We start from the raw sequence: 23,924 nt of genomic DNA, 5'->3' as shown, positions 1-23,924 counted from the left end.
TTATGATATTAAAGAAGCTCAGACATTAACCCGCAGCCGGATGACGTTCCAGGAAGCGGCCGGAAGAAGGGCGTCTACACGCCCGCCGTCTGCAGCGGCAGTTCCGCGGTCATGCGGGAGCACATTTCCCGGATTCGCACGGGTGTTGGATGCATGAAGATCCTCGTGCTCAAGAACCGTATGCTGGATTACCTCTACACTGCCGAAGCTCCGCAGGTCAACCTTTAAGGCCAGCTCCTCGCTCAGATGACGGTTGACTGCAAACACCGTAACCTCGTTCAGTTCCTCGTTATATACACTGACAGCCTCCAGATAAGGGACATCGGTATAATCCCGGGAATCATATTTCGGACTGGTAATCAGCGGGTGCAGCACGGTGCCCCGGCCATATACAGATGCGTGCATGTAAGGATAGTAGGTGGTCTGCAGCCAAAGCGGTCCGCCGTTCTCCGTCATGATCGGAGCAATGACATTGATCAGCTGGGCGATGCAGGCCATTTTGACCCGGTCCGCATGCTTCAGCAGGCTGATCAGGCAGCAGCCGACCACCAGCGCATCCTCCAGATTATAGACATCCTCGAATTCAGGCGGGGCAATCTGCCAGTGCTCTTTAGCAAGGCTGGTTCCCTGTGTCTTCCACACATTCCATTCGTCCAGGGACAGATAAATCTTTTTCTTGCTTTTCTTCTTGGCTTTGATATAATCACACACTGCCGCTACGCTGTCGATGAACTGGTCCATATCCAGGGACTGGGCGAGGAAATTCGGTGTATCTCCGTCATTGTTGTTATAGTAGGTGTGCAGTGAGAGGAAATCTACGTTGTCATAGGTCAGGTCAAGCACAGTAGCTTCCCATTCGGCAAAAGTACTCATGCTGCTTCCCGAGCTTCCGCAGGCCACCAGCTCAAGGGTAGGGTCAACCCAGCGCATCGCCTTGGCGGTCTCGTTGGCGAGCCTGCCGTACTCTACTGCTGTTTTTGCACCGATCTGCCACACTCCGTCCATTTCATTGCCAAGGCACCAGGTACGAAAGCCGTGTGGTGCAGTATAGCCGTGAGAGATACGCAGATCACTCCAGTAGGAGCCGGACGGATGATTGCAGTATTCCACCAGATTTCTGGCCGCATCAATGCCGCGTGTGCCCAGATTGACAGCCATCATCACTTCCGAACCGACCAGCTTGGCCCATTCCGCAAACTCATTCGTGCCGACTTGATTGGTTTCGGTAGTCCACCATGCGAGTTCAAGAGAGCGCTTCCGCTGTTCTTTGGGGCCAACGCCGTCTTCCCAGTTGTAGCCCGAGACAAAGTTTCCGCCGGGGTAGCGGATGATCGGCACGCGGAGCGCACGGATCGCCTGCAGGGCGTCGCCGCGGAAGCCGTTGGCATCTGCCGTCGGATGACCGGGCTCATAAATTCCTCCGTATACAGCCCGGCCCAAATGCTCAATGAATGATCCGTACAGCCTTGGGTCTACTTCGGCCAGTTTAAAGTCCTTGTCGACAATCATCGTGGATTGAATACTCATGTAGATAGCTCCTTTAGGATTCGTTTTATGATTTTAGGTTAATGAAAATATTAATTTAATGAGTTGATTTATGGTTACATCATACGGATTAGGCGGTATAATTGGCAATATAAAAATTGAGGATTAACTAAATAACTAATCCTAAGTGACGGGGGTTGAAGGATGTATTTAACGACGGATTCGGAATCACTCAAGGTGTATGAGGCGCTTGCCAGTGAAGTGCGGCTGCGGATCATCGATCTGCTCAGTGTGCAAGAGATGCATATCAAGGAGCTCGCAGCCAGACTGTACCTTAGCAGTGCCATTGTCAGCTCCCATGTAACGAAGCTCCAGAAGGCCGGTATCGTCAGCTCGCAGATGAAGCGGATCGACGGCGGCACCTATAAATATTGCTCGCTCTCCGCTAATTTTCTGCAGATCAAATTGTCGGGGGAGAGAGGCATTGCCCGCAAGGTGTTAGAGGTCTCTGTTCCGGTCGGTCATTATACCGATCTGCAGGCATCACCCACCTGCGGTATTGCCACGACGGAGAAGCTGATCGGATATTATGATGACCCGCGTTATTTCCTCGACCCCGAGCGGGTGGATGCGGGAATTCTCTGGTTCGCCAAGGGATACGCCGAATATAAGGTTCCGAATTATCTGTTCATGGATCAGAAAGTGCAGGAGATCGAGATCTCCATGGAGATTGGCTCGGAAGCGCCGCATGTCAATGAGAAATGGCCCTCAGATATCGCTTTTACGCTGAATGGCATTTCGCTTGGCAAATGGACCAGTCCCGGTGATTTCGGCGCGATGCGCGGAAGATTAACCCCAGCCTGGTGGAATTCCGATGTGAATCAGTACGGCCTGCTGAAGGTGCTGAAAATTAATGCCGGAGGCACCTACATAGACGGCCAGCAAATCTCAGCAGTCACAATTGATGAGGTGGGCTGGCAGCAGGACCAGTGGAGCTTCCGGTTCACCGCAGAAGACATCACCCGAAGGCGGGGCGGCTTAACGCTGTTCGGACGCGGCTTTGGGAATTACGAGCAGGATATCGTCTTCCGTGTGTATTATGAATAGGGTATTGCGGGCGGCTTAAGAGTTTTTGTAGCATGAAATATCGGTTGCCTATCTGGAACTCTTCCTTTAATGTTAAATAATGGGCTTGATTAGGGTGGTTAACAGGAGAGTGACGGGATGAGACAATTATTCTACGGCGGTATTGCCGTGCTTGTTCTCGCGGGGATCATAATTTACGGCTTCTTAAGTGCTCCTAAGGTAATCCGGCTGGACCGGGAATTTGAGCTAACCGCCTATAAGCTGAAGAATGCGGATTATGCGGAACCGGTGACAGTAGCGCTTAAGGGTGCTTTTGCCGAGAAAAGCAACGCATATACCGGTGAGCTTAAGGTAAACGGGCTGCAATATGAGTATTGTAATTTATCACCGGATGCAGGGGTAATGATCTGTGTGCTAAAGGGCAGCAGTGGTGAAATTTCATCGCTTGGACTGGTGTATGCAGATTCAGATTACGAGGAGTGGAGTCTTGCTGTGCAGAAGGGGGAGACGGCCCCCGATTATAAGAGCAACAGCTTCTATTCCTCAATAGACGGTGAAGACGACGCGGGGGATGACAGCCTGATTCTCAGCTATCCGGCAAAGGACAGGAAGACAGCACTTCAGCAATATGAGAATTTGCGCAGAGGGTGGCTGGAGAAGCAGGGGGATTTACAGGAATATCCTTAAGTCCGGATTATGTTTGCAAACCAGGTCAACGGGTAACTATAACTAAGTAATCACAAACCTGCAGCGCACATAAGGAGGAGTTTCATATGTCAGACCATATCCAGAACGAAGCAGATATCCGCAACAAGGAGAATAAAGACGGCGACTCACTCGCAGAACGTAAAAAGATGGAAAACGGCGTGGATATTGAGCCGGAAGCAGATGAGTGGATAGCGAAACCGGCCGAATCCGCACATCCTGACCCGCTTCCGAAGAATTAGGCGGATTTTACATTTAATGCAGACGTACCCTAACGGGGTGTCTGTGTGCCAGGACCGGATGTTATCCTTACAGGGAGAGCATCCGGTTTTTGATGTGTTCCGGTTTCGGGGTCCCCGCAAAGTACCTGAGTCTACTTCGAAGTTAAAACCTCACTTTGTGGGGTTGGTTTTCGGGGTCCCCGCAAAGTACCTGAGTCAGCTTCAAAATCAATTTATTGAGATGGATTCAGCAGATGCTGTATACTGAAGAGAAGTACTGGCTTACCCTCAGCATGAATAGATTCTCAGGATCATCGCAGCCACACAGGTCTCAAGCAATCCAAATTGCGGGGAGGAAACCTATAATGCGTAGTCGGAACGAGAACGGCCGGTATCGGCAAAAGCGCGGGGATGCCTTGTCCGGCAACCTTGAAAAAAAGTACGGATCAGGCTTTGGCGTGCGGAGTGACTTGAAGCTGGATTCACTGAGAAGCCAGCGTGAGGATGGACCGCCGGTAGTCCAGATGACTAAAGACCAGCAGCACAAAGAGTAAAAAATTACCGTCATAACCTCCCGCAGAAGGTGGCATACTAGCTCCCGTCAGTAAAGATATGGGACTGGAGGCGGGATCAGGGGTAATGACACCGGTACTTTTACAGAATAGTTATAGTGTTGTGACTGCGGCGGGACCGTATTTTTTCTATTTCACCGTTTACTCATTTCTGGGCTGGGTGCTGGAAGGCAGCTATAATCTATATAGTGAAGGAAGCTTTCGCAAAGAGGGATTTCTGAAAGGCCCGTTTAAGCCGATGTACGGCTTCGCACCATTATTACTGCTTGCTGCACATGATGCACAGCTGGTGTATCCGGTCTTTCTGCTGCTGGCGCTGCTGATCCCGTCGGCTGTTGAGTTTGTCAGCGGCTGGCTGCTGAAGAGCCTGTTTCAGAAGCAGTGGTGGGACTACTCCGGCATGCCATATCAGCTGAAGGGACATATTTGCCTGAAATTCTCGTTGTACTGGTGGGGGCTGTCCATAGCTTGCATCTATTTATTGCAGCCGCTGATGCATCTTCTGTATCTTCTGATAGAGCCGGTGTGGCTGCTGCTGCTGCCCGGTGTAATGCTGCTGTCAGCTGCTGATCTGCTCTGGACCTGCCGGAGCCGTCGGCGCGGGCTGAAGCAGGCAGAACCTTTGGAACGGCTGGAGCTGGGTGAAGGCTAAGAGTTATATGCAAGCTGCAGCAATGATAAAATAATGAAACCGGGAACATCTCCGCCGTACAGGCTGGAGATGTTTTTGTATTGTGTCCGAATAAAGGGGATTGTATAGTTATGTCAAATATGACTAATTAGTATTGATCTCGTAACGCGGGAGGACATATGATGAAAAGAATCTTGAAACTCAGTCCGGCTATTCTGCTTCTGCAAACGCTGATTATAGTTGTGCTCTCAGTATTGCTAATCCGGGAAATGACCAGACCCGTCCCTCTAACCCGGGACCAGCGTAATTTAATTTCACATTTCGATCAGCTGGATCTGGACAGAATTACAGAAATGATACATAGATTTAATGATGGCAAGGGTGACAATCTCACGGTACTGCAATGGGGCGTTGACAGCGGACCATTTATTCATGATGTCTACGGTAACGGCAGGGAGCTGCACTGGACGATCGACACCAGCAGAGACTGGGCTGGAGATAACAGCAAAGTTGACTATGTGTGCAGAGCGGTCCGGCTGGACGGAACCGGGGATTTCTATAGAGTAGAGCTGTCTCAATGTGACAATCAGCCGGAAGGCTTCAAGCTTAACCCGATTTCTTTTCGTAAGGATGAACTGTAATCCCGAGCTGTCAGATTATTGAATCTAAGGAGGATACGTTATGCCTATGTCAGAATATTACCGGGACCTGCGCGGAAAGACCGGCAGCGGATTATTAATGATGCCGTCCGTAGCGGCAGTTATACGGGATGAACAGGACCGGATTCTGCTGATCCGCAAACCGGGTGAGACACTCTGGGGGCTGCCGGCAGGAGCGGCAGAGCCCGGAGAAACACCGTCAAGAGCGCTGCGCAGAGAGGTATTCGAAGAAACCGGCCTGATGGTTACACCTGAACAGATCCTTGGAGTGTTCGGGGGCACTAACTTCAGATACACATATATGAATGGTGACCAGGTGGAGTACACAGTAATCGTATTCCAATGCAGCATTGTCAAAGGCAGACTCAGAAATATGGACGGGGAGACGGAAGAGCTGGTGTTTTTTCCAGAAGCTGATATGCCGGAGCTGGCTATTCCATATCCGCGGAAGCTGTTCCAGCGGGATTACACTACAGGGAAGTCCATATTTGATTAGCCTGCGTTAAGCAGCCGGCATCGATTCGCAGATTCAATACAAAGGGGTAGATGTAATCTTCATGCGCGCTTCTGTAATAAAATTAAAGTTGCTTTACTGCGGCGCCATTATAATCCCAGTTATACTTGGACTTGCTACCCGGGCATATGGTGAACGGCTCCCGCAGTTTGTCAGCAGCCACTTCGGAGATGCTCTATGGGCAGGCATGATTTATTTTGGCTTCCGCGCACTGCTTACCTCGCAGCCCAAGCGTATATCTTTAGTTCTCGGCCTGTGCTTCTGCTTCGGAATTGAGTTCAGCCAGCTCTATCAGACTGAATGGATTACAGGTATACGGGCTACCACATTAGGCAGCCTGATCCTTGGCCGGGGGTTTCTCTGGATTGATCTGGTCCGGTATACGGCCGGTATTCTCTTTTGTTATATGCTCGACCGATTGTTACAAAAATGATTCTGGATTGTATCAGGTGATGAATATATATTTAGTAAGGCACCCCGGTATGTAATAATATGGAACTATCTGGCCGGGAATTCGCCCAAATGCTGCTTGACTTGGAGATGAATACCCGGAAATGACGAACAGTTTATTAGTGGTATGTCTGCTGACCTTAATCATCAACACCTCTGAAACGTTATCTTATTCGGTTCGTTACGCCGGAGTGAGACTGAACAAGATAGCCATCGCTTTATCCTTGACCGGGATCATTGTGCTGGTCTCCAGAACAGCCAATATGGTACAAGCCCCTTTAACCGCCAAATTTGTTGATTATGCCAAAGTGGATGCCAGCTTCCCGCTGCTTAATTATCTGCGGATCATTATGCTGGCCTCGTCCCTTGGAACATTAGTTGCGATCGCTTTGTTTCCTACATTCGTCGGACTGTTCGGGAGAGTCATTTCCAAACTGGAGATTGAAGGCTCCATTCCGAAGCTGCTGACCAGTGTAACCGTCGGCCAGCTCAAGAATACACGTAAGTATATCCGCCGGCCTAAGGTCAGACTGCGCAGCTTCCGCTACCTCGGCATTCCCAAGCGTTTCATTGTTATGAATATATTCGTTACGGCTTTCTATACTGTCGGAGTATTATCCTCGATGTATGCGGCCAAGCTGCTGCCCGAGTTCAGCACAACTGCCTCCCAGGCATCAGGCCTGATTAACGGGCTGGCGACCATTCTGCTTACGGTATTCATTGACCCGCAGCTTGGAATAATTACACATAAAGCCACTGAAAATGTGAAGTACCGCGATCAGCTGGGCAAAATATACGTTCTCCTGATGGGCTCAAGGTTTCTGGGCTCCCTGCTGGGCCAGGCCCTGCTTGTTCCGGGGGCGTATATTATCTGCTGGCTGGTGAAGCTGCTCTGACGGCGATTGCAATCGGCGGGATTTATAATCAGCTGTCCTGTGTGACCTGTTCTGCCGGCAGGACGGTTACTGCAGACTGCAAAGCCTGCTCTCATTTGATTCATGGATGGACGGTGAGGAATATCGTGTCACGGCTTGGCACGTCAGTTATTTCGGCAGCTTTGCCTCTGCAGAACGGAGTGCTGAGCTGATTTGGCCTTCCCAGCTATACATACGGCCTACCAAGGTACGAATCTCGGTCATCCTGCTATAGGACAGCTTCATCGCAGCTGCGGCTTTGCCGGCGTCACCGGCCTTGACGGCGGCTTTGTAGCTTTTGTCAGCTCCACTTCGGTCAGCCTGTGCAGCGGCAACAAGCTTGTTCTGGGCAGTGATCTGTTTCCTGAGTCCGGCTACCGGAGCAAGCGCATCCTTGGCCGGTTTATTTATAGCCGCTGCCGCCGCTTTAGCTTCCGCCAGTGCAGAGGTCGCTGCCTTCACTTCTGCCCGTGCGGCGGTTGCGGCTGATTTAAGCTTATTACGCTTAATATCCAGTACAGCGGCATTCTGCATTGTACCTGCCTTGCGGGCAGCGGTTGCCTGCTTACCAAGATCAGTGTATTGCTGAAGCAGAGGTGCATGTTTCTTCTGCACAGCTTCAGCTGCAGTCCGGAGCCGGGTGAGCTGCGCGGCATTGGTTGCCAGCAGCCGGGTATTAATGTCGGCAAGCGCAGTATTGTTCTGCTTGCGCAGTGTCTGATTCTGTTGGATATCCGACTTCAAGGACACCTGTAATGCTGTATAACCCGGATAGAGATTATGAATCTCATCCAGAGCGGTATCCCAATCGGACGCAGCTGAGGTTTGCTGAGCCGGCCCTGCCCAGAGTGTCAGCACAATCAGTATAACGATGGATTTCCGCAGTAAACCTGCAGTCTGATCTGTGAAACCAGTGAAATTGAACATATTAATCCGCTCCCGCCGTCATTATTTGGTTATAATACATTCAAAGAACACAATTCACACGAATAACATAAAGAAGCACCTCCAAGAAAGGCATGAACTGCCTGTCCTGCGAGGTGCTTCTCCCGCTTAAAGTGTGTTATTGTGCATTTACTATAACCTGTATTGAATGGATAGTCAAGGGAAAAAGGAACGTTAGTTCCTATTCTGATGGACACTGTGATGGTTATGCTGGGTTGGTGCTGGTGCTAAGTTGGTGATGGCGCTGGATTAATGCTGATACTGGTGCTGGTGGTATGGCTTCGTTTGCAGGAAATGAGGGGTTTTAAACGCTGCTGGTATTAACGGACTCAGCGGACCTTATTTTTGGAAAATAACATATTTATTGGGGCTAACGGACATGAGCGCACTTATTTGTGCTATTTGCCCCCAAAAAGCCTATTTGAGAGCCAGATAAGTGCACTACGGTCCGTTAGCCCTGAAAAATACGGTTAAAGGAGAAAATAACGGCGCTGGAGTCCGCAAGGGTCGAGCGAACGGGAGAGTGACTGCGAAATTGAATGCAGGAGCAGAAAGCGAATGTCAGGGCAGCGGTCTGAGCGATGACATTGCAATTACTAGAATAGACGCTGAAAACACACCGCGACAGATAACAAAACACCTGCCTGTAAACAGTGTAACTGCCCATCCGTCCGCTACCAACCAATCCGCTCGCCATTATCTGCTTGTACACCCGACCACAACCCCGCCCATACCCGTCCGTACAAACACCAGTCTCCCCAGGCTCGCAAGCTTCCTACTGCCCGTTCTATACAGAACGAACGTTCTTTGAGTATGACTTGAGCAGGAAATCTAGTAGAATATATCTATAGTTTACATTTTCATATAAAGTTCGACATCGACATCTAGTTACTCATTAGGAATAGGGGATGCGAGGATGCAGCTTAGACATGTGAAGATCAAGGGGACAGGCAAATACTTGCCGGAACGCGAGGTTAGTGATGCAGAGCTAGATGTAATACTAGGTACGCCTGCAGGCTGGGTTAATAAAATAACAGGTGTGGGGATCCGGCATTATGCCGGTGAAGGTGAGACTGCTTCCGCTATGGGAGCCAAAGCTGCGGAGGCCGCATTGGCGGACGCCGGCCTGACCTTCAGCGACATCGATTGCCTCGTCTGTACGAGCGGGACGAAGGAGCAGCCTTTGCCGAGCACCGCGGTGTTCATTCAGGCGGCTATGGGGCAGGCGGATTCAGGTGTTCCTGCTTTTGATATGGATGCCACCTGCCTTAGTTTTCTCGTAGGCTTGGACGTCATGTCCTACATGGTGGAGGCAGGAAGGTACAGGAATGTGCTGCTCGTAGCAACTGAAATCGCTTCGGCAGGCCTGAACTGGCAGGATAAAGAGAGCTCGGCGCTGTTCGGGGACGGGGCGGCAGCGGTTGTTATTGGTCCCGCAGACGCCGGGGACGCTTCGCAGATTCTTCATGCGTCGCTCAAAACATACAGCAGCGGTGCCCGTTTCTCAGAGATCGCCGGGGGCGGCACAAGGCTGCATGCCCAGAAGTTCACTGCGGAGAATGCGGTGCCTTATTTGTTTCATATGGATGGACAGGCTATTTTCCGCAAAGCCTCCAAGCTGCTTCCGGATTTCCTCGGTGAAATGCTGACGGCAACGGGGAACCGGATGGGCGACTTCCGTCTGGTCATTCCCCATCAGGGCAGTGCGATGGCGATGCGGCTGCTGCGCAAGAAGCTGGGTATCGCCGAAGAACGGTTCCTGGACAATACAGCAGGCCACGGCAATACCATTGCAGCCTCGATCCCGATGGGACTGCATGAAGCCATCCGCCAGAACCGGATTGCACGCGGTGACCGGATTATGCTGATCGGCACGGCAGCCGGGCTGTCCCTGGGAGGCCTGATTCTTGATTACTGACCCGCAGCGCGGAGGGCGGAGCGTGCAGGCTGGCGGGGCGGTAAGGGATGGACAGGCTCACAGGATTCTGATCACCGGCGGGCGTGCTCCGGTTGCACTGGAGCTGGCACGGCTGTTCTATAAGGGCGGACACCGGGTATTTGTCGCCGAGAGCGCCAAGTATCATCTGTGCCGGGTATCCTCGGCTGTAGAAGCAAGCTTCCGTCTGCCGTCTCCCCGGCATAGTCCGCAGGATTATATCCGGCGGCTGGCTGAACTAATTGCCGAACTGGAAATAGATTGTCTTATTCCGACCTGTGAGGAAATATTTTATATTTCCGCCGGGCTGGAAGTCTTGAACGGCAACGGCTGCCGTGTGCTTGCTTCAGATCTGGACATGCTGCGGCGGCTGCATCACAAGGGGGAGTTCATTGCCTGGGTCCGCTCACTCGGTTTACCTGTGCCGCAGACTACGTTAATCAGTAGTGCAGCAGAGTGGAGGCAAATGACTGAAGATGCTGCGGCAAAAGAGAATCAGCTGGTGTACAAGCCTGCTTATTCCCGGTTTGCTTCCAAAGTGATCCTGCCACAGCACGGTAATGATCTGCAGCGGAGCAACGGGCATAGAATCCCGCCGGCACCGCCAGAACTCTCACCGGATGCGCCCTGGGTGGCACAGGAGTATATCAGAGGCAAGGCTATCTGCACCTACAGCATTATTCATGAAGGTGCTGTTGTAGCACATGCAGCCTACGACAGCAGGTATCGTACAGGCCAGTCAGGAGCGAGTGTCTATTTCGAGCATCTGGAGCATCCTGCCGTATACAGCTGGATACAGAGATTCGCCGGCGCTGCTAGAGGCTTCAGCGGCCAAATCGGCTTTGATTTCATCGAGGCTGCAGACGGCAGGCTGTATCCGATCGAATGTAATCCGCGGGCAACCAGCGGCATTCATCTGTTTGTACCGGCGGACGGACTGGAGGCTGCTCTGCTTAATCCGGGCAGGCTTGTGCAGAGCGGAGAAACGGTGCTCCCGCGTTCTGGCCGCACAGCCATGCTGATGTTCCCTATGCTGGGCTGCGGCTTGAAGCCGGGTCCGGCAGGCTTCAGGGGATGGTACCGGGCGATGCGCCGAGCAGCGGATGTAATCTCGCGCAGGGATGACCGCCGGCCGATCCTGGAGCAGCTGCGGATTGTCTGTTCTGCTTATAAGACGGCAGGACGGCACGGGATTTCACTGACAGAAGCGCTGACAGAAGATATAGAATGGAATGGTGAGGCATGACGAAGGCACTCGTAACAGGGGCAACCGGATTTCTCGGACGGCATACAGCCCGCAGGCTGGTCCGGCTAGGCTGGGAGGTCTACGGACTGGGCAGAGATTTGCAGCAGGGCAGGCTGCTTGAGCAAGAGGGTGCGGTATTTACTGCCGGAGACTTACGGGATGCGGAAGCGGCCGAACGTGCCTGCCGGGGAATGGATTATGTATTTCATTGTGCGGCACTGTCCTCGCCCTGGGGGAAATACCGTGATTTTTATTCAAGTAATGTGGAGGCCACAAGCCATATTGCAGAAGCATGCAAGCGGTATGATGTCCGGCGGTTAATCCATATTTCAACTCCCAGCATCTATTCCAGCCAGCAGCACCGCTACGGGATCCGTGAGGATGATCCGCTGCCTGCAAGACCGGCCAATGCCTATGCGTCCACGAAGCTGATCGCTGAACGGGTTCTGGAGCAGGCCGCACGGGACGGGCTGACAGTATATATGCTCCGGCCCAGGGCCGTCTTCGGTCCGCTGGATAACGCATTATTCCCACGGCTGCTTGCAGCGAATAACAGCAGGGGGGTTCCCCTGATGAATAACGGCAGGGCAAGCATCGATATTACCTTTGTCGATAATGTGGTGGATGCTATGCTTCTCTGCTGCGAAGCCCCGCTATCTGCTGCCGGACAGGCGTACAATATAACGAACGGTGAGCCGGTCATGTTCAGGGACCTGGTCAGCAGACTGTTCGCGCTGCTGGATATTCCGCTGCGTACACTGCCGCTGCCTTATGCAGCTGCCTACTCCATAGCGGCAGTGTCGGAAGCGGTTCACAGACTGCTGCCGTCTTTGGGGGAACCGCTGCTTACCCGTTATTCGGCAGCTGCCTTGGGCATTTCCCAGACACTGGATATTACACGTGCACGGGAACAGCTTGGATATCTTCCGCGGATCACAATAGACGAGGGTCTGCAATCCTTCGCACAATGGTGGAGGGAACAGTCATGATTACAGAAATTCCGGTTGGTATATCGATTATGGCGGCGGGATATTGCCTGCATCCTGAGCGGTTGACACTGCGGGGCGGCTCACTGAAGCCGGTAGCTTTTCCCGCAGGATTCGCCCTGATCCGGCATCCGCAGTATGGACCAATCCTGTTCGATACAGGCTATAGCGCCCGCTTCTTTCAAGAGACAGCAAGCCTGCCGGCTTCGCTGTACCGCCGGATTACCCCGGTGGTATATTCGGAGGACGAGAGCGCTGTCCGTCAGCTCAAGGCAGGCGGGATTGCTCCGGAGGATGTGCAATATATCATCCTGTCGCATTTTCATGCCGATCATATCGGCGGCGTGCGGGATTTCCCGCAGGCGAAATTCATTTATTTGCGGAAATCATACGATGCGGTTAGCAGACTTGGCCCGGTTAGAGCGACTAAGGCGGGATTTCTGCCCGGGCTGCTTCCGGAGCAGTTCAATATCCGCTCCCTGCCAGTGGATGAATTTTCAGCAACACGCTTGCTTCCGCCAGGTCTTCCGTTCAAGGAAGCCTATGATCTGCTTGGTGACGGCAGCCTGCTGGCGGTGGAATTATCCGGCCACGCCGCCGGCATGATAGGCTTGTTCCTGTCAACCGGGGAGCATGATTATCTGCTCTGTGCCGATACGGTCTGGTCCAGCAGGGCTTTCCGCGAGAACCGTAAGCCGCATCCGGCAGCCGCGCTGATCATGTCCAGCCGCGCGGAGTACCGGCTGAACTTTGAACGGCTGCGCCAGATCCACAGCCAATTTCCGCAGCTGCGGATTGTGCCGAGCCATTGCCGCGAGGCGCTCGTCTGGTGGGGAACTGGAGGCGCACAATGAAGCGGAAGCTGCTTATTGTTGGCCATTATATACTGACCAAATGGGGCAGACACTGGAAGAGCCGCACGCAGCTAGCAGAGTGGCAGGAGAAGCGCATCCGGCGTCATGTGGATAAGGTACGCAAGCAATCACGCTTCTACCGGGAGCTGTGGTCCGGTATTCCGGATGAGCAGTGGCGCTCATTCCCCGTTATAGAGAAATCATTGATGATGGGCCATTTCGATGATCTTAACACTGCAGGCATCTCCAGGGAGCAGGCTTTTGCTGAGGCCTATGAAGCGGAGAACAGCAGGAATTTCAAGCCGACCCTGAAAGGGATAACCGTAGGGTTATCCTCAGGGACCTCGGGCAGCCGCGGCATCTTCCTTGTCGGTGAAGCGGAGCAGGCAGCCTGGACAGGGACGGTGCTGGCCAAGCTGCTGCCGGGCGGGCTCTGGAAACGGGCTAAGATTGCCTTTTTTCTGCGGGCGAACAGCAATCTGTATGAATCCGTGAAGCAGGGACGGCTGCAGTTTCAGTATTTCGATCTTTTGGAGCCGCAGCCGCAGCTTCTGGAGCGGATGGGCCGGTATCAGCCGGATATCTGGATTGCCCCGCCGTCGATGCTCCGCCTGCTGGCGGAAGCGCAGGATTCGGGCAGCCTGGACCTGCAGCCGCGCAGAATCATCGCCGTTGCTGAAGTGCTGGATCCGCTGGACCGCCAGCATATCGAGAAGACCTTCGGGCAGAAAGTACATCAGGCTTATCAGTGCACCGAAGGTTTCCTTGGTGCTACCTGCAGCCACGGGACTCTGCATCTCAATGAAGATATCGTACATATCGAGAAAGAATGGCTTGACGGTGAATCGCGGCGGTTCGTGCCGGTTGTGACCGATTTCTCAAGATCTGTTCAGCCTGTCATCCGTTACCGGCTGAATGATATTCTGACAGAAGCGGCTGAGCCGTGTCCCTGCGGATCGCTTTTTACGGCTATCGAGCGGATTGAAGGCCGCTGTGATGATATTCTCTATCTTCCGCATACGGGAGACGGTCACCTGGTTACTGTATTTCCTGATTTTATTACCAGAGCTGTGCTGGCGGCATCCGCTGAGATCGAGCATTACCGTGTAATACAGCATAGTCTGCTGGAACTGGAGATCTCATACCGGATACGGCCAGGCAGCACAGAGGATGCGGAGCCGCTGATCGCAAGCGGGCTGTCGCGTCTATTCACACGGCTGTCCTGTACGCCTCCGCAGCTGACCTTCACTGCCTACAGCTTCATGCCCGGAGTACAGAAGCTGCGCCGGGTGGAAAGGGGCTGGAAGTCTTGACTGGAAGAATTATCATGTATGACCGCGAAACGATAGGTGAACTTAACTGGCCGGATACAGACTATGGTAAATATGCCAGGGAGTACATTATGCCGCTGCTGGAGCGGGGAACGGAACATTTTATCACCAATGTATGTACTGATGTTAAGGTGTTGACGATAGACGGATTGCCGGTTCCCGTTACTATAAACGAAGCAGAGTACAATAATTCCTATGTGTGCTCGCCCTATACCCATTACATCAGCTATGCCCGTGAGGAGCTTGCTTTACTGAATAACCGGGTGCTTGAGGGGGTGCTGTCCACAGTGCTGAGCGGAATGGGCCGCCTGCTGCGGCGAGCCCGGTTCAACCGGGTGATCCAGATTAATAACTGGCTGCTGTCCACCAATCTGTATCCCGGACTCAGCGCCGGGCAGCTTACGGAAGTGCTGGATTATCTGCGGCAAGCCTACCCCGGTTATACCCTGATGTACCGCTCGCTCAGCCAAGAGACCTCGGGGGATGTCATGGAGAGGCTGCGCAGCTACGGCTGCAAGCTGGTGCCAAGCCGGCAGATTTACCTGCTGCAGCAAGGCAGCGCCGGCTCAAAAGCCAGATGGCTGGTCAAACGGGACCGCAGTCTGCTGGCCAAACACGGCTACACTGAAGTATCTCCGGATGAGATTACAGCAGCGGATATCCCGCGGATTGCTGAGCTGTACCGGCTGCTGTATATCGATAAATATTCGGTCCACAACCCGCAGTTTACTGAGGCATTCATTGCCCTGGCACTGGAGCGGCGGACGCTGCAGATCTACGGTCTGCGGAAAGACGGTGTGCTGGATGCTGTTCTGGGCTACTATGAGCGGGAGGGAGCCATGACTGCGCCTCTATTCGGCTACGATACCACGCTGCCGCAATCATTAGGGCTCTACCGTATGCTGTCTGCCGTACTGATCGGGCTTGCCCAGAGCCAGGGTCTGCTCCTGCACGAAAGCTCCGGTGTCGGTCAATTTAAGCGCAATCGTGGAGCAGCAGGGGCAGTGGAGGTGTCAGCAGTTTACGACCGCGGGACCTCCCTGCTGAACCGCTGGGGCTGGTCGTTCCTTGCAATGCTGCTTTGGCGGATCGGCATGCCGCTCATTCAGAAGCTGAAGCTGTAGCGGAACCAATCACCATATTATAGTGAAAGAAGGTGCGGCGTGAACGCTGAACATAACCTATTTCGGGACCCTGACCGGATCGCACTGATTACCGGCACTTCCAGCGGCTTCGGCCTGCTGACCGCCCTAACCCTGGCCCGCAGGGGCTATAAGGTAGTAGCTACCATGCGGGATCTCAGCCGCCAAACCGGGCTGGTTCAGCAGGCTGAACAGGCCGGAGTGCTGGAGCGCATTCATCTGATGACATTAGATGTAACGGAGGAGTCCTCGATAGCTGCTGCTGCCCGGAAGATTACAGAGCAGTTCGGCAGAATTGATGTACTGGTCAACAATGCCGGCTTTGCTGTTGGCGGTTTTGTGGAGGAAGTGAGCATGGACGAGTGGCGCCGGCAGATGGAGACGAACTTCTTCGGACTGATCGCTGTAACGAAAGCGGTGCTTCCGGTAATGCGCGCGCAAGGGGAAGGGCAGATTATCAACGTTAGCAGTGTCAGCGGGCTGACTGGTTTTCCCGGCTACGCTCCTTATGCGGCCTCCAAGTTTGCCGTGGAGGGCTTCAGCGAAAGTCTGCGGCAGGAACTGCGGTCGTTTGGTATAAAGGTAGTGCTGGTTGAGCCAGGCTCCTTCCGCACGCCGATCTGGGGGAAAGGCATTGCCGGAATGCATACCCGTGAGGATTCTCCTTATCAGGCCAGGCTCGACGAGGTGCTGCGCTATTCCCGCAAGTCGGCTGAGACGGCTCCTGATCCGCAGGAGGTAGCTGAACTGATAGGCCGGATTACCGGAAAAAGCAAGCCAAGGCTGCGGTATCCTGTCGGCAAAGGCTCCCGGCTGCTTATCGTTGCCAAAACGCTGCTCCCGTGGAAGCTGCTGGAGAGCATCGTCGCCAGATCTCTGAAGGCGATGAAATAGAATAGAACTGGGGTGAATGCAGTGCCGGAGACGGTAGGGTTACATATTTGTTTTGATGAGCAGGGCAGGGAGATTGAGATTCTGGATGTGACGCCGGTTTCCAGGGACAAATACCGGATTGAGGAAACACCGATTTTTAACCCGGGGATTGCGCTGGGCGACATTATCAGGGTCAGGGAGCACGAGGGAATTGCTTATTATATTGAAACTGTACAGAAATCCGGGCTGATCCGGTATGCCTGGCTGCTTAGTAAAGAGGCGGCGGCTTCGCCGGAAATAATGAGCTTCAAGGAACGTGTCAACGCACATGGAGGCAGATGGGAGCAAATCTTCGGCGGCTTGCTGGTGATTCATCTGCCGAAGCATTCCGGGGTTGACGCTGAGCGGGAGATGTCGAGAATTATTGCCGGATTTGAGAGCTAATCAGAATACGAGGAGGCAGTCAGAAGAAATGAAGAAATTTATGAAACAGTGGATACCCAGCATAGCAATCGGTATTATTCTGTCTTTATTCATCCGCACCTATGTCGCTGAAGCGATGAGAGTGCCAACCGGCTCGATGATTCCGACTATTGAAATTAACGACCGGCTGGTCGTGGACAAAATGCTCTGGAACTCTACGCTAAAGCATGGTGACATCGTCGTGTTCTACCCGCCGGTTGCCGGAGATGAACACAAACGATATGTTAAAAGGCTGATCGGACTGCCGGGGGATGTCATCGAGATTAAGGACAGTAAGCTGTACCGCAACAGCGTGGAGGTAACTGAGCCGTATCTGCAGGAAGCGATGACCTACACGTTCGGGCCGGTTACCGTTCCCGCGGATCACTATTTCTTCCTTGGTGATAACCGGAATGCCAGCTATGACGCCCATTTATGGAGTACGCCGTTTGTAGATAAGGATAAGCTGATCGGGAAAGTGCTGTTCGATGTTAATGATCTGTTTTGACCTGAACAGGCCTGTCTACGGGCGAATGAGGTAATCGACCACAACAACACTCTCAATAATCCCCTCCAGCATGTCTACAAAAGCGCGGTGTGCCGGATGGGGCCCGTACGCCTGCAGCGCTTCCTGATCAGTAAAGGTTACGCGAAGCCCCAGGGTATAGCCGTGAATATTATCCGTTTCTTCTGTGACATTAACGCCTGCGGTGATGTCCGCGATGCCCGGTATCTGCTCTTTCAGCGCCAGCAGTGCTGCAATTAAGGGCTCTTCACTGCCCGGCTTGAATTGCCCGTTAAATTTGAATGCTACCAGATGCTCGTACATAAGATATGACCTCCTGAAAAGTTGTGTCAGACTAAGTATGCTTTGATAGACCTGAAGCGATTATACTACAAATTTGCCAGCAGAAAGGTAAGTACTATGTCTATGTATACCTCAGAAAGCAGAATTAAGGCTCCAATGTCAATCAGCACATTTATCGCTGTGCTCATGTCCATCACTTTCATGATGCTCCCGCCTGCGGTTGACCCGGATAGGAGCCCCGTTATCTATTATATTAGATTTGCCTGGTTAGGAGCGAGCATCCTGGCCCTGTTGTTCCTTCTCTTTCATGTGCTGCGCAAGGCCGGCAGGCTGAAGTGGGGCGATGATTCGCTTTTGGTGCGCAGCCGGAGCATCGCCGCTAAAGAGATTAAGGTGATTTGCATAGATGGTCCGTTAGTAGGAATATTGCCCATAGGTAAAAGAATTGTCCCGGTTAATCTGTGCTTCAGGTTTATGGATAACCGGGAACAGGCCATGAAACAGCTGATCTTGTGGGCAGAGGCTAACGAAATCAAGCTCAAATATAAGAGGTTTGTGAAATGGATGTGAACTTTTTATAGAAAGGCGGCTAAAGACAGGGTTCCGTTTGAACTAGATTGTGGTCAGTTTGTGACTTTCACCGGATTGTTACTTTGAAGTGTATTGACTATGATCAAGTGGAGCAAATCGGAATAATCCTATACAATTAAGGGGTGCTGAAACTTGAAAGTACATGTCACGGATCTGAAACACGGCGATTGTCTTCTGACAGACACTTTCAATGGTGTAGGTCTGCATGTTCTTCCCAAAGGGACTTGTGTTCAGCGGGAGGAGATCAGTATCCTGATCCGGCACAAAATTCATTATGTGGATATTGAGCCGCGCAGTCTGCTGCAGGGCAGCGGCGGGGAAGAGGCTGATCATGGATTACATGATGATTTTGACCATGCTATCCTGAATTATGAAACGATTTTCCTGGAGGCACTGACACAGGGCAGCTTCTCCGGGGCCATGGTCGATGAGACACTGAAGCCGCTTCTGGAAACATTGTCCGGGCAGAAGGATGTTGTCGCTCTGCTGCTCCTGCTGGACCGGGACGATATTGATACATATCACCATTCTTTGCAGGTCGGTCTATTGTCCTACTATCTGGCAGCATGGCTCGGATACTCCAAGGAGGAGCGTTACGAGATCAGCCGCGCCGGTTATCTGCATGATATCGGTAAAAGCCAGGTGCCGTTGTCTATTTTGAATAAACAGGGTTTGCTGACAAATGCCGAACAGGATGAGCTGGCACGCCACACCACATACGGCTATGATCTGATCCGCGGCTCGAAGCTGGATGAGGTTACCGCATTAGTGGCCCTTCAGCATCATGAATATGAGGATGGCTCAGGTTATCCGCACGGGCTGCTCAAGCAGGAGCTTCATCCCTACACGCAGATTGTAACTGTGGCCAACATTTATATGTCTCTGACCACCTCTACGCTGAACCGGCCCAAGCAGGGTCTGGTGACCGTCCTGCGCAAGGTGCATGAAATGGGCTTCGGCAAGCTGAACGAAACGGTAGTCCAGGCACTTACCGGACATCTGCTGCCTAGCTTCGTAGGCAAGAATGTTCAGCTCAGTAACGGGGAAATAGGCAAGATTATTATGAACAACCCGCTGGATCTGTTTAAGCCGCTGGTTAAAGTGGATGACGGGTTCAGAGACCTGTCTCGTGAACGCAGCCTGTCAGTGGATGAGGTTTTCAACTGAAAACTAATTGTGTATGAACGGCTTAACCGTCCCCTCCGGGCAGTTAGGCCGTTTTTGCGTGGAATCAGCGAAATTTGTGCTCGGGCTGCAGATTGGCTATGATTAATAAGAGATTACTATAGTAATGCTTAGCAGCAGGACAAAGGAGAAGGTACTATGAATGCCGAGAATCAATTAGAGAAGTTCAAGCAAATCAAATATGAGCTTACCCGGTTTATGATGATTTACAAATTCGCCCTGGCCGAAATGGAGACGAAGATTGAAATCCTCAAGGAGGAATTTCAGCTGCTTCATGACTACAGTCCAATCGAGCATACCAAGTCACGCATTAAGTCCCCGGAGAGCATCATGAATAAAATGCTGCGCAAGAACAGCGAGCTGTCGATTCCGCAGATCAGAGCCAGCATCAAGGATATTGCCGGGCTGCGTATTACCTGCTCCTTCATCTCCGATATATATCAGGTCAGTGCCATGCTGCAGAAGCAGGATGACCTAAAGGTGCTTGAGGTTAAGGACTATATCAAAAATCCGAAGCCAAATGGCTATCAGAGTCTGCATCTGCTGATCGAGGTGCCTGTCTTCATGTCCGACTGCCAGGAGCTTGTCTGTGTGGAGGTGCAGATCCGCACTATTGCCATGGATTTCTGGGCGAGTCTGGAACACAAAATATTCTATAAATACAGCCAGGCGGTTCCTGAGCGGCTGACCCGTGAATTGAAGAATGCCGCAGACAAAGCCAACGCGCTGGATCTGCAGATGGAGCAATTACACCGCGAAATTAAGGAAATCAAGGATGCCCAGGAGGATGAGGATTCCTTCTCCGGCCTGCGGGAGATTATGCTGAACAATCAGCAGCTTAAGCTGCCGGCTAATTTTATTAAGCTGCTTGGTGAATAACCGGACGGAAGCTGATATTTCCGGGGAAATCATAAATATATGCCGGATATTTACATAACGGATCATAATTATTTTGAATTCAGCTGCCCGGATGACAATGAATTTCAGAGCCTAAAGCTATGATTCAGAAAGAAAAGCGGGTGAGTGAGTGTTACCTTTGAAAGTCGTCAGTTTGGATATGTTTCAGACCCTCGTAGATATACAGGGCAGAGCTGCTGAAGTCTGGAAGCCGATTCTTCAAACAGAATTCAGTGAAGAGAGAGCAAGGTTACTGGGAAGCCAGCTGCTTAGTTATTATTTCGAGTTGGCAGCAGAGGTCAGAGAAGCTGGAAGCTTCATCAGTAGTAGAGAGATATACACAAAAGGATTTCAGCAAATATTTCTCCGGCATAACATGAACTATGACAGTCTGCAGGCAGTGGACATTCTCTTTGCCCAGCACCGGTTATCCGCCATGTATGCTGATACAGAAGCTTTCCTGCACCGGATATGCGCACAATTCCAGGTATGCATTGTCAGCGACACCGATACGCTTATGCTCCCGGAATTCTACCGTGATTATCCAGTGGAACTATTTACTTCAGAAACTTACCGTTCTTACAAAAATGATCACCACAACCGGATGTTTGCCGAGGTCATTGCCCGATACGGTGTCAAGCCGGAGCAGATTATCCATATAGGGGACTCAGCCTCGGATGTGCTGGGAGCTGCCAGAGCGGGGATCAAGTCTTGCTGGATCAACCGGAGTCAGCTCGCATGGCCGCATCATGTGAAACCGGATTACACGGTAATTACCCTGGATGAAGTCGATGAGCTGCTGACTGCGGGAAGATTAAATTAGTTCAATTCTATAGTTGAGGGAGCTGTGAACGGAATGGAGAATGATGTGTCAGAGCAGGAACTGGAGCAATTGAAGTATCCGGTTGGCAAATTTACTGCAGCAGACGGCCGGACGCCAGAGCAGTGGAAGGAATCGGTTCAGATGATCCGGCTGCTGGCAGCTGGGCTTACGGCTGCTGTAGAGCCGCTCACGGCTGACCAGCTGAATACGCCATGCCGGCCTGGAGGCTGGACCGTTCTTCAGGTTGTGCACCACCTTGCCGATACCGGCATGTATGCCTATCTGCGGTTCAAACGGGGGCTTACAGAAGACTCGCCGCTCGTACCAAGCTACAGGCAGGACCTGTGGGCGGAGCAAAGCGATTATACAGAGGAGCCGGCGGAATCCTCGCTGCAGCTGCTTGAGCTGCTTAACCGGAGATTTGTGACACTGCTGAATTCACTGGAGGAAAGTGATTATAGCAAATCGTTTGAAAGTGCCGGTCTCGGGAAGATGACCCTCGATATCGCCGTGCAGAGGTATGTCTGGCATAACCGTCATCATCTGGCCCAGATTACAGCATTGATCCAGCGCAGCCGCTGGTAATTAAGATTGGTTGACTTAAGAGAGCAGACGGACCGGGCGATCTTCCCGCTGTCTGCTCTTTTTCAGTTGTTCATAATCTGTGCATCTTGATGTATTGTAAGGTACAGCCGCAGATGGCGCGCTTTCACGGAACGGCCATAAGGATAGGCTTACACGGGAAATAATGGAATGTTGAACCTGCTCTGTATTCCATATCCTAATCGTATATAATTATAGCAAGTGCCAGACGGGCTCCAGCAGAGAAGGAGGTTAAGGAATGCCTAAATCCAAGGGGGCAGAAGTAAGAACAAAGCGGAAACTTAGTCTTACTTTACTGCTTATGGCCCTGGTAACCATGGTTTTTCTGCTCACAACAACAATTCTGCTCGTTGGCTCATATCAGTCCAAGAAGAAGTCCCTGATGGCTACAACACTGAGTCTGAATTATTCCAATGCGGACAGAATGAGCAAGACGGTAGATTCACTCTTCCGTTCTATGCGCAGCAGCCTGATCTATAGTGCGGAGACCATCTCCCATATGGAGTCACCTGAGCCTGAGGTTGTAGACCAATATATTGATTCTATCCGTAACAGCAGTAACTATTTCAATTCGGTGATCCGGGTGGATGCTGCTGGACAAGTACTCAATAATTCGCCGGCTGCGCTTGGAATGGTCGGGAAGCGGATCAATTCTCCGGCAGTACTGGAAGCGCTGCGGCTGAAGACCGCATACCTGTCCCGGCCATATACGTCATCCACAACAGGCAGAATTCTTTTTTTCATGAGCGAACCGCTTTATAACAAGGACAACTATTATCTCGGCCAGCTTGGCGGTACAGTCTACCTCCAGGATTACAATATCCTGAATATGATCTTCGGGAACAATACAGTGGATGAATCAGGCTCCTATTATTATATTGTCAGCCCGGAAGGGCATTTGCTGTTCCATCCGGACAAGACACGAATGAATGAGGATGTCAGTGACAATGAGGTTGTACAGAAGCTTATGCAGGGGCAGAGCGGAGAGATGACAGCAGAGAATACGAAAGGGGTATTGATGCTTGCCGGCTACTCCGCGGTTCCTTCTAACGGCTGGGGTGTGGTGGTCGTCTCTCCGGTTAAAGTAATCAAAGACCAGCTGATCGCCCATCTGCGGAAAATCCTGTCCTACACCATTCTTCCGTTCATCGTCATGCTGCTGTGTGCATTTGTGCTGGCGCACCGGCTGGCGAAGCCGTTTGTTGTGCTGGCCGACATGGTGAACCGGATCGGCAAGGAGAATGCCGACCCTCCTGAGCTGAAGCCCCACTGGAACCGTGAGGTTGATCTGCTGACCCAAGCGGTGGTTATCGCCTGGGCAGATGTGCAGAAGCAGACGGACCAGCTGACACAGGAGGCACGGACAGATCTGCTGACAGGACTCACGAACCGCAGAGCCCTCGAGCTAAGCATGAACAAATGGATTGCAGCGCGGGTTCCGTTCTCTGTAGTTGTAATGGATGTGGATAAATTCAAATTCGTCAACGATACCTATGGCCATCTGGCCGGAGACGAGGTGCTGCGGCGGGTTGCAGAAGTGCTAACTGCAAGCATCCGGCCGGGAGATGTCTGTGCCCGGTACGGCGGGGAGGAGTTCGTACTGCTGCTTCCGCGGACCAGAGCAGAGGATGCCTACAATGTGGCTGAACGCATCCGCCAGACACTGGAGCAAAGCAAAATTTCCCTGCCGCTGCAGGTGACCTGCTCCCAGGGCATTGCCCATTACCCTACGAACGGCCGCACCCGTGAAGAGCTGATGGGACAAGCAGATGAAGCCTTGTATACCGCGAAGCTCAGCGGAAGAAACCGGACAGTTATTGCCGGGGAATGAGAAGGGTGTACGAGAGCGTAGAATGAGAGTTAGGAGAGCATCTTCCGTGAGGAAGGTGCTTTTTTGATCGAACAGAAATTTATTCACTTCACTTGCTTATGAACGGAACCGTCCATTTCAAGCAGCAGTTGATTGTTCAATGGAGAGGAATTTGAAAATTATCGTCACCTGGGC

At 52.1% G+C, this 23,924-nt stretch carries 27 protein-coding genes; 24 read left to right on the top strand and 3 right to left on the bottom strand.

The annotated features are described in order from the left end of the window. Window positions 1-18: 18 nt before the first annotated feature. Window positions 19-1,527, bottom strand: a complete 1,509-nt coding sequence (locus LOS79_RS11890) for an arabinosylfuranosidase ArfA (RefSeq protein WP_315419773.1) — start codon at window positions 1,525-1,527, stop codon at window positions 19-21. Window positions 1,528-1,689: 162 nt separating this feature from the next. Between LOS79_RS11890 and LOS79_RS11885 the strand changes: the two genes are divergently transcribed. The 9 genes from LOS79_RS11885 (at window position 1,690) to LOS79_RS11845 (ending at window position 7,219) form a co-directional block, all read left to right on the top strand. After that, window positions 1,690-2,592: an ArsR/SmtB family transcription factor gene (locus tag LOS79_RS11885; RefSeq protein ID WP_315419771.1), complete on the top strand. Its 903-nt coding sequence runs from the start codon at window positions 1,690-1,692 to the stop codon at window positions 2,590-2,592. A gap of 117 nt (window positions 2,593-2,709) precedes the next feature. Beyond that, window positions 2,710-3,258, top strand: a complete 549-nt coding sequence (locus LOS79_RS11880) for a hypothetical protein (protein WP_315419769.1) — start codon at window positions 2,710-2,712, stop codon at window positions 3,256-3,258. Between the two features lie 86 nt (window positions 3,259-3,344). Further along, window positions 3,345-3,518, top strand: a complete 174-nt coding sequence (locus tag LOS79_RS11875) for a hypothetical protein (RefSeq protein WP_315419767.1) — start codon at window positions 3,345-3,347, stop codon at window positions 3,516-3,518. Between the two features lie 344 nt (window positions 3,519-3,862). After that, entirely contained in the window at window positions 3,863-4,051 is a 189-nt protein-coding gene (locus LOS79_RS11870; protein WP_315419765.1) for a hypothetical protein, read from the top strand. 85 nt (window positions 4,052-4,136) lie between these two features. After that, window positions 4,137-4,721: a putative ABC transporter permease gene (locus LOS79_RS11865; RefSeq protein ID WP_315419763.1), complete on the top strand. Its 585-nt coding sequence runs from the start codon at window positions 4,137-4,139 to the stop codon at window positions 4,719-4,721. A gap of 158 nt (window positions 4,722-4,879) precedes the next feature. Next, a complete protein-coding gene (locus LOS79_RS11860) occupies window positions 4,880-5,341 on the top strand; it encodes a DUF4362 domain-containing protein (RefSeq protein WP_315419761.1) in 462 nt (153 codons plus the stop codon). A gap of 40 nt (window positions 5,342-5,381) precedes the next feature. Further along, a complete protein-coding gene (locus tag LOS79_RS11855) occupies window positions 5,382-5,855 on the top strand; it encodes an NUDIX domain-containing protein (RefSeq protein WP_315419758.1) in 474 nt (157 codons plus the stop codon). Window positions 5,856-5,916: 61 nt separating this feature from the next. Continuing rightward, on the top strand, window positions 5,917-6,306 hold the full coding sequence (locus tag LOS79_RS11850) for a ribosomal maturation YjgA family protein (RefSeq protein ID WP_315419756.1): 390 nt from the start codon (window positions 5,917-5,919) through the stop codon (window positions 6,304-6,306). 121 nt (window positions 6,307-6,427) lie between these two features. Further along, the gene (locus LOS79_RS11845) at window positions 6,428-7,219 is read left to right on the top strand and encodes a lipid II flippase Amj family protein (RefSeq protein ID WP_315419753.1); all 792 of its coding nucleotides are present in this window, start codon (window positions 6,428-6,430) and stop codon (window positions 7,217-7,219) included. 147 nt (window positions 7,220-7,366) lie between these two features. On the opposite strand, the gene LOS79_RS11840 is transcribed toward LOS79_RS11845, so the two are convergent. After that, on the bottom strand, window positions 7,367-8,164 hold the full coding sequence (locus LOS79_RS11840; protein ID WP_315419751.1) for a hypothetical protein: 798 nt from the start codon (window positions 8,162-8,164) through the stop codon (window positions 7,367-7,369). A 934-nt stretch (window positions 8,165-9,098) separates the two neighbouring features. On the opposite strand from LOS79_RS11840, the gene LOS79_RS11835 reads away from it, so the two are divergent. The 9 genes from LOS79_RS11835 to lepB are packed head-to-tail and all read left to right on the top strand — an operon-like array spanning window position 9,099 to window position 17,520. Then, complete coding sequence (locus tag LOS79_RS11835) at window positions 9,099-10,100, top strand: beta-ketoacyl-ACP synthase III (protein WP_315419748.1); 1,002 nt, start codon at window positions 9,099-9,101, stop codon at window positions 10,098-10,100. After that, window positions 10,090-11,364, top strand: coding sequence for an ATP-grasp domain-containing protein (locus LOS79_RS11830; protein WP_315419745.1), 1,275 nt, complete (start codon window positions 10,090-10,092; stop codon window positions 11,362-11,364). The genes LOS79_RS11835 and LOS79_RS11830 overlap by 11 nt, the downstream gene beginning before the upstream one ends. Next, the gene (locus LOS79_RS11825; protein ID WP_315419741.1) at window positions 11,361-12,353 is read left to right on the top strand and encodes an NAD-dependent epimerase/dehydratase family protein; all 993 of its coding nucleotides are present in this window, start codon (window positions 11,361-11,363) and stop codon (window positions 12,351-12,353) included. The genes LOS79_RS11830 and LOS79_RS11825 overlap by 4 nt, the downstream gene beginning before the upstream one ends. Next, window positions 12,350-13,204: an MBL fold metallo-hydrolase gene (locus LOS79_RS11820; RefSeq protein ID WP_315419739.1), complete on the top strand. Its 855-nt coding sequence runs from the start codon at window positions 12,350-12,352 to the stop codon at window positions 13,202-13,204. Before LOS79_RS11825 ends, LOS79_RS11820 begins: the two co-directional genes overlap by 4 nt. Continuing rightward, on the top strand, window positions 13,201-14,517 hold the full coding sequence (locus LOS79_RS11815; RefSeq protein ID WP_315419737.1) for a F390 synthetase-related protein: 1,317 nt from the start codon (window positions 13,201-13,203) through the stop codon (window positions 14,515-14,517). The genes LOS79_RS11820 and LOS79_RS11815 overlap by 4 nt, the downstream gene beginning before the upstream one ends. After that, on the top strand, window positions 14,514-15,659 hold the full coding sequence (locus LOS79_RS11810; RefSeq protein WP_315419734.1) for a GNAT family N-acetyltransferase: 1,146 nt from the start codon (window positions 14,514-14,516) through the stop codon (window positions 15,657-15,659). The genes LOS79_RS11815 and LOS79_RS11810 overlap by 4 nt, the downstream gene beginning before the upstream one ends. 39 nt (window positions 15,660-15,698) lie before the next feature. Next, window positions 15,699-16,571, top strand: coding sequence for an SDR family oxidoreductase (locus tag LOS79_RS11805; protein WP_315419732.1), 873 nt, complete (start codon window positions 15,699-15,701; stop codon window positions 16,569-16,571). A gap of 12 nt (window positions 16,572-16,583) precedes the next feature. Beyond that, entirely contained in the window at window positions 16,584-16,994 is a 411-nt protein-coding gene (locus tag LOS79_RS11800; RefSeq protein ID WP_315419729.1) for a DUF4265 domain-containing protein, read from the top strand. Window positions 16,995-17,022: 28 nt separating this feature from the next. Then, the gene (gene lepB, locus LOS79_RS11795; RefSeq protein ID WP_315419727.1) at window positions 17,023-17,520 is read left to right on the top strand and encodes a signal peptidase I; all 498 of its coding nucleotides are present in this window, start codon (window positions 17,023-17,025) and stop codon (window positions 17,518-17,520) included. 15 nt (window positions 17,521-17,535) lie between these two features. On the opposite strand, the gene LOS79_RS11790 is transcribed toward lepB, so the two are convergent. Next, on the bottom strand, window positions 17,536-17,841 hold the full coding sequence (locus tag LOS79_RS11790; protein ID WP_315419724.1) for a Dabb family protein: 306 nt from the start codon (window positions 17,839-17,841) through the stop codon (window positions 17,536-17,538). A 135-nt stretch (window positions 17,842-17,976) separates the two neighbouring features. Between LOS79_RS11790 and LOS79_RS11785 the strand changes: the two genes are divergently transcribed. From LOS79_RS11785 to LOS79_RS11760, 6 genes are all read left to right on the top strand, one after another. Beyond that, the gene (locus tag LOS79_RS11785) at window positions 17,977-18,390 is read left to right on the top strand and encodes a hypothetical protein (protein WP_315419721.1); all 414 of its coding nucleotides are present in this window, start codon (window positions 17,977-17,979) and stop codon (window positions 18,388-18,390) included. A 153-nt stretch (window positions 18,391-18,543) separates the two neighbouring features. After that, on the top strand, window positions 18,544-19,578 hold the full coding sequence (locus tag LOS79_RS11780) for an HD-GYP domain-containing protein (RefSeq protein WP_315419718.1): 1,035 nt from the start codon (window positions 18,544-18,546) through the stop codon (window positions 19,576-19,578). Window positions 19,579-19,734: 156 nt separating this feature from the next. After that, on the top strand, window positions 19,735-20,475 hold the full coding sequence (locus tag LOS79_RS11775; protein ID WP_315419716.1) for a GTP pyrophosphokinase: 741 nt from the start codon (window positions 19,735-19,737) through the stop codon (window positions 20,473-20,475). A gap of 148 nt (window positions 20,476-20,623) precedes the next feature. Continuing rightward, window positions 20,624-21,316: an HAD family hydrolase gene (locus LOS79_RS11770; protein WP_397386752.1), complete on the top strand. Its 693-nt coding sequence runs from the start codon at window positions 20,624-20,626 to the stop codon at window positions 21,314-21,316. A 33-nt stretch (window positions 21,317-21,349) separates the two neighbouring features. Continuing rightward, the gene (locus tag LOS79_RS11765; protein ID WP_315419714.1) at window positions 21,350-21,901 is read left to right on the top strand and encodes a YfiT family bacillithiol transferase; all 552 of its coding nucleotides are present in this window, start codon (window positions 21,350-21,352) and stop codon (window positions 21,899-21,901) included. 256 nt (window positions 21,902-22,157) lie between these two features. After that, window positions 22,158-23,750, top strand: coding sequence for a sensor domain-containing diguanylate cyclase (locus tag LOS79_RS11760; RefSeq protein ID WP_315419711.1), 1,593 nt, complete (start codon window positions 22,158-22,160; stop codon window positions 23,748-23,750). Window positions 23,751-23,924 lie beyond the last annotated feature (174 nt).

The sequence above is a fragment of the Paenibacillus sp. MMS20-IR301 genome, assembly GCF_032302195.1.
Taxonomy (GTDB): domain Bacteria; phylum Bacillota; class Bacilli; order Paenibacillales; family Paenibacillaceae; genus Paenibacillus_AQ.
This window is presented reverse-complemented; position numbering and strand designations above follow the sequence as displayed.

Coding starts and splice junctions, on each gene's coding strand:
- LOS79_RS11840 (WP_315419751.1), bottom strand. CDS start 8,164: ATGTTCAATTTCACTGGTTTCACAGATCAGACTGCAGGTTTACTGCGG.
- LOS79_RS11790 (WP_315419724.1), bottom strand. CDS start 17,841: ATGTACGAGCATCTGGTAGCATTCAAATTTAACGGGCAATTCAAGCCG.
- LOS79_RS11850 (WP_315419756.1), top strand. CDS start 5,917: ATGCGCGCTTCTGTAATAAAATTAAAGTTGCTTTACTGCGGCGCCATT.
- LOS79_RS11820 (WP_315419739.1), top strand. CDS start 12,350: ATGATTACAGAAATTCCGGTTGGTATATCGATTATGGCGGCGGGATAT.
- LOS79_RS11785 (WP_315419721.1), top strand. CDS start 17,977: ATGTCAATCAGCACATTTATCGCTGTGCTCATGTCCATCACTTTCATG.
- LOS79_RS11765 (WP_315419714.1), top strand. CDS start 21,350: ATGGAGAATGATGTGTCAGAGCAGGAACTGGAGCAATTGAAGTATCCG.
- LOS79_RS11885 (WP_315419771.1), top strand. CDS start 1,690: ATGTATTTAACGACGGATTCGGAATCACTCAAGGTGTATGAGGCGCTT.
- LOS79_RS11855 (WP_315419758.1), top strand. CDS start 5,382: ATGCCTATGTCAGAATATTACCGGGACCTGCGCGGAAAGACCGGCAGC.
- lepB (WP_315419727.1), top strand. CDS start 17,023: ATGAAGAAATTTATGAAACAGTGGATACCCAGCATAGCAATCGGTATT.
- LOS79_RS11870 (WP_315419765.1), top strand. CDS start 3,863: ATGCGTAGTCGGAACGAGAACGGCCGGTATCGGCAAAAGCGCGGGGAT.
- LOS79_RS11875 (WP_315419767.1), top strand. CDS start 3,345: ATGTCAGACCATATCCAGAACGAAGCAGATATCCGCAACAAGGAGAAT.
- LOS79_RS11845 (WP_315419753.1), top strand. CDS start 6,428: ATGACGAACAGTTTATTAGTGGTATGTCTGCTGACCTTAATCATCAAC.
- LOS79_RS11890 (WP_315419773.1), bottom strand. CDS start 1,527: ATGAGTATTCAATCCACGATGATTGTCGACAAGGACTTTAAACTGGCC.
- LOS79_RS11865 (WP_315419763.1), top strand. CDS start 4,137: ATGACACCGGTACTTTTACAGAATAGTTATAGTGTTGTGACTGCGGCG.
- LOS79_RS11835 (WP_315419748.1), top strand. CDS start 9,099: ATGCAGCTTAGACATGTGAAGATCAAGGGGACAGGCAAATACTTGCCG.
- LOS79_RS11860 (WP_315419761.1), top strand. CDS start 4,880: ATGATGAAAAGAATCTTGAAACTCAGTCCGGCTATTCTGCTTCTGCAA.
- LOS79_RS11815 (WP_315419737.1), top strand. CDS start 13,201: ATGAAGCGGAAGCTGCTTATTGTTGGCCATTATATACTGACCAAATGG.
- LOS79_RS11775 (WP_315419716.1), top strand. CDS start 19,735: ATGAATGCCGAGAATCAATTAGAGAAGTTCAAGCAAATCAAATATGAG.
- LOS79_RS11880 (WP_315419769.1), top strand. CDS start 2,710: ATGAGACAATTATTCTACGGCGGTATTGCCGTGCTTGTTCTCGCGGGG.
- LOS79_RS11760 (WP_315419711.1), top strand. CDS start 22,158: ATGCCTAAATCCAAGGGGGCAGAAGTAAGAACAAAGCGGAAACTTAGT.
- LOS79_RS11825 (WP_315419741.1), top strand. CDS start 11,361: ATGACGAAGGCACTCGTAACAGGGGCAACCGGATTTCTCGGACGGCAT.